This is a genomic window from Pseudoalteromonas sp. (genome assembly GCF_041613455.1).
Lineage (GTDB): Bacteria > Pseudomonadota > Gammaproteobacteria > Enterobacterales > Alteromonadaceae > Pseudoalteromonas.
On the sequence record NZ_JBFJHD010000265.1, the window covers coordinates 1 to 3,536 of the forward strand.

4 protein-coding genes and 1 tRNA gene are annotated in these 3,536 nt (G+C 41.4%); 1 reads left to right on the forward strand and 4 read right to left on the reverse strand.

The window, feature by feature from the left end; genetic code table 11:
• Positions 1–60: 60 nt before the first annotated feature.
• From ABYB02_RS15620 to ABYB02_RS15630, 3 genes are all read right to left on the reverse strand, one after another.
• Positions 61–137 (reverse strand) — tRNA-Val (locus tag ABYB02_RS15620).
• Between the two features lie 113 nt (positions 138–250).
• Positions 251–1,303: a DUF3080 family protein gene (locus tag ABYB02_RS15625; protein WP_372763321.1), complete on the reverse strand. Its 1,053-nt coding sequence runs from the start codon at positions 1,301–1,303 to the stop codon at positions 251–253.
• Positions 1,281–2,636, reverse strand: coding sequence for an MATE family efflux transporter (locus tag ABYB02_RS15630; RefSeq protein ID WP_372763322.1), 1,356 nt, complete (start codon positions 2,634–2,636; stop codon positions 1,281–1,283). Before ABYB02_RS15630 ends, ABYB02_RS15625 begins: the two co-directional genes overlap by 23 nt.
• Before the next feature lie 169 nt (positions 2,637–2,805).
• Here ABYB02_RS15630 and ABYB02_RS15635 point away from each other — a divergent pair, with 169 nt between their 5' ends.
• Entirely contained in the window at positions 2,806–3,432 is a 627-nt protein-coding gene (locus ABYB02_RS15635; protein WP_372763323.1) for a riboflavin synthase subunit alpha, read from the forward strand.
• On the opposite strand, the gene ABYB02_RS15640 is transcribed toward ABYB02_RS15635, so the two are convergent.
• Positions 3,429–3,536, reverse strand: a 108-nt coding sequence (locus ABYB02_RS15640; protein ID WP_372763324.1) for a CPXCG motif-containing cysteine-rich protein, incomplete at its 5' end; no start/stop codon positions are given. The two genes, ABYB02_RS15635 and ABYB02_RS15640, sit on opposite strands and share 4 nt — an antisense overlap.

The window sequence follows — 3,536 nt, forward strand, 5'->3', positions numbered from 1 at the left end:
CTACAGTCGTATAATAGTGAGTTCTTAAATATAATTTATTCGTTAAGTATGGAATAAATTTGGTACGACTGAGTGGATTCGAACCACCGACCCCTACCATGTCAAGGTAGTGCTCTAACCAACTGAGCTACAGTCGTATTACCGATTTAAGATGCGGTAAAGTTAATTACCAGCGGTCGCTAATATATAGCGTGACGAGAGCAGGATCAAGCACCTTTAGTGTTTTTCAGTTTATTTGCCGTTTTTTTATTCATATTGGGTTTATTTCACACGTTTTATAAAATGTTTGCCACCATACCACATGATTTTTTGCTGAACTTTTTAGTTGCTTCAATAAGTTACTGTTTTGTTCGAAGGCGAGGAGGGTATTTATTGGCTCACTGCTAATAGGCTGTTTAAACCATAGCTCTGTATACAATGGCTGCAGTGTTTCTAAATAACCTGTGAGCTGTGCTTGGTAAGGCTGGATATCAGCAAGGTAAAACTTTTTAAAGATATTACTGAGTATTTGCGCTGATTGATTACTTTTACCTTTAGGGCATAGCGTCGCTATATCGACCGAGCGTAAAAACTGACTGGCGCGATCATTTAACGCGATTTGTGTGCGGGCTGACTGTATCAACAGTTGATTAAACCGATACTTATTTAGTTGCTCTAGCGCATTGAATAATGCGTGGGTATCAATTGCTGAGAATTGCTGGGCTGCTATGTGTTGTTTGATAGCCACCAATGTTGTCATGGCTGCAAGCGTATCGCTGTAGCCTGCGGCTGCGGTGCTTAATTCGCGGCTGGTTAACTGCCATGTTTGATTCAATTCGGGCTCTTTAAACAGCATGCTATTAAAGTAATGCATTAAATAGCGTTGTTTATATGCAGTGGCACTGGCGATGGTATTATAAATAGTGCTTGTGCTATTTAATGTTTGTAAACATTGCGCGGCGCTTTGGATAAACTCAACTTGGTATTTAAAGGTGCTGGCGGCAGTGGCTGTTTTCCCTAGTTGATTATTACGCTCACTGATTAACCCGCCTAACTGGCAGTGACTCAAACTAGCAAGCTGCAAAATACTTAAGGTATCGCTGGGCTCTTCTATCGCCGCAGGTGTCGTTAACCTTAGTTGCTGTAATGGGAGGCTGCGTGGCGGCTGTTGTTGGAGTATATTGGCAAGTCGCGCCACGTAGGTGTGATAGGTGTCGCTGGGTTGTTTGCTGCAGCCACTGAGCAATAACAAACACACTACCAATAAACAGCGTATTGGTAGTGGTGTGATTAACAGAGAGCTAAATTTGCAAGGATGGTTCACGTTTAAAGCGCCTATGTACTGTGTACATGAGTAGTGCTGCGGCTAAGGTTAAACCTACTATAATACCTAACCAAAAGCCGTGGGGGCCCATTGCCGGTACAATTAAGTCGGTTCTCGCTAATACAAAACCAAGCGCAAAACCCACTAACCAGTAAGAAATAAAGGTAATATAGGAAATCGGTGCGGTGTATTTTAAGCCGCGCAATATGCCATTTGCTGCCACCTGTAATGCATCCGGTAATTGGTAAATACACGCTAAAATCATAATAGAAGAGGCCAATGCTAGCACTGCTGGGCTATCGCTATAAAGTTGACTAATTAAGTCACGGCCAAAAAAGGTGGTGGTAGCAATGAACAGCGCAATCACCGCAGCAAGAATATAACTGGTTGATACCGCAACTTTTAACTCTTGTAAGTGGTTTTGCCCGTATAAGTTACCGATGCGAATACTAATCGCAATAGAAAGGCTCAGGGGCATCATAAATAATAAGGTGGTGACACTGGCAGCGATTTGATGTCCGGATACGGCAACGGCACCTAAATGGGCGATAAATAACGGAATACAGGCAAACAAGGTAACCTCAAAAAAGGTGGCTAATGAAATAGGCACACCTAACTTGGTTAGTATGCCAATGGTGGTGAGGTTAGGTTTTTCAAATGGCGTCATCAGTCCTTTAGCATCAATTTTTTTACTCATTTGGCAATAAATAACTTGGGCGGTTGCCATAACGGTGAGTACTAAAGCGGTTGCAATACCACAACCTGCGCCGCCATAGGCAGGTAAGCCAAATAAGCCATTAATAAAAATATAGTTAACAGGAATATTAACCGCAAGCCCTAATAGGCTAATATAAAAAGCCGGTTTGGTCATGCCCATCCCTTCGGTAACATTGCGATACACGGTAAAGATCAAAAAGCCAAATACACCCCACTTCACAAAGCGAATATAGTCACTGGCTAAACTGGCAATGGCAGGGCTGGTATCTAGCTTTAAAATAACAATATCGGCAAACTGGGCAATGCTAAACCCCGCAACAGATAAAATAGCGGTTAAATATAATGCTTGTTGAAAGTAATGGCTGATCCCCTTTTTATCGTTGGCGCCGGCGAACTGGGCAATAACCCCTGTTAACGCCAATAAAATACCTTGCAGCGCAAGTAATAGTGGATTCCAAATACCGGTGGCAATCGATAACGCCGCTAAATCGGTTGGACTGACTTGTCCGGCCATAATGGTATCGACAACAGACATTAACACGAGGGTAACTTGAGCTAAAAAAACGGGAATGGCAAGGGAAAGTAAGCGTTTAGCTTCCCAATTACTAAATCTCATATAAAACAGCTAATAAATAATACGGGATCCAATTGTAATCTATTGGCTTGTACCACGCTATCTCGAAAACTATTAAAAGCACATGATTTTATCGCGTGATACGTTAAACTAGGGCGGTGAACTTTGAAAGGCTTAACAGCCACTAACTTTGTAAAAATTAAGAGATTTTATGTTTACAGGAATTATACAAACTCAAGCAACAGTTGAGTCAGTGACAAATACTGATGGCATTATGCGTTTAATAATCGCAGTGAATACTCCTTATGTGGCGCAGTTAAACTTAGGAGCGAGTATTGCAATTAATGGCTGTTGTTTAACCGTAGTGAAAGTAGTTGAAACTGCAAATAATGATCAGGCGCAAGTATATTTTGATGTGATTGACGAAACACTTGCGCTCACTAACCTAGGTAAGCTTAAGCAAGGTAGTTTAGTGAATTATGAGCGTTCAGTGACATTTGGCACTGAGCTTGGCGGGCATATTGTGTCGGGGCATATTCATTGTGTTGCCAGCATAGAGCAAATTGTTAAACAGCAAAATAACGTAAAAATGCAACTAAGCATTCCAAAGCAATGGCAAAAATATGTGTTATATAAAGGCTTTGTGGCTATTAATGGTGCCAGCTTAACGGTAGGTAATGTTGATGAGCACGGGTTTTGGTTACACCTCATTCCAGAAACCCTGGCAATTACTAATTTGAGCGCTGCACAACTAGGTGACACGCTTAACATTGAGGTTGATCAACAAACCTACACTATTATAAATACCGTTGAAAGTTACCTAAGCCAACAGGGTTAAAATATTTGCTCGTCGTCACTGTCTACATGTAACTCTAGTTTATTTCGTGCATAGTCAATATGCATATTTAAATGAATAGGGTTACAACAGGCGCTGCAATCTTC

Excerpts from the sequence above, each read along its gene's own strand:
- ABYB02_RS15635 (WP_372763323.1), top strand. The coding sequence starts at position 2,806 with ATGTTTACAGGAATTATACAAACTCAAGCAACAGTTGAGTCAGTGACA.
- ABYB02_RS15630 (WP_372763322.1), bottom strand. The coding sequence starts at position 2,636 with ATGAGATTTAGTAATTGGGAAGCTAAACGCTTACTTTCCCTTGCCATT.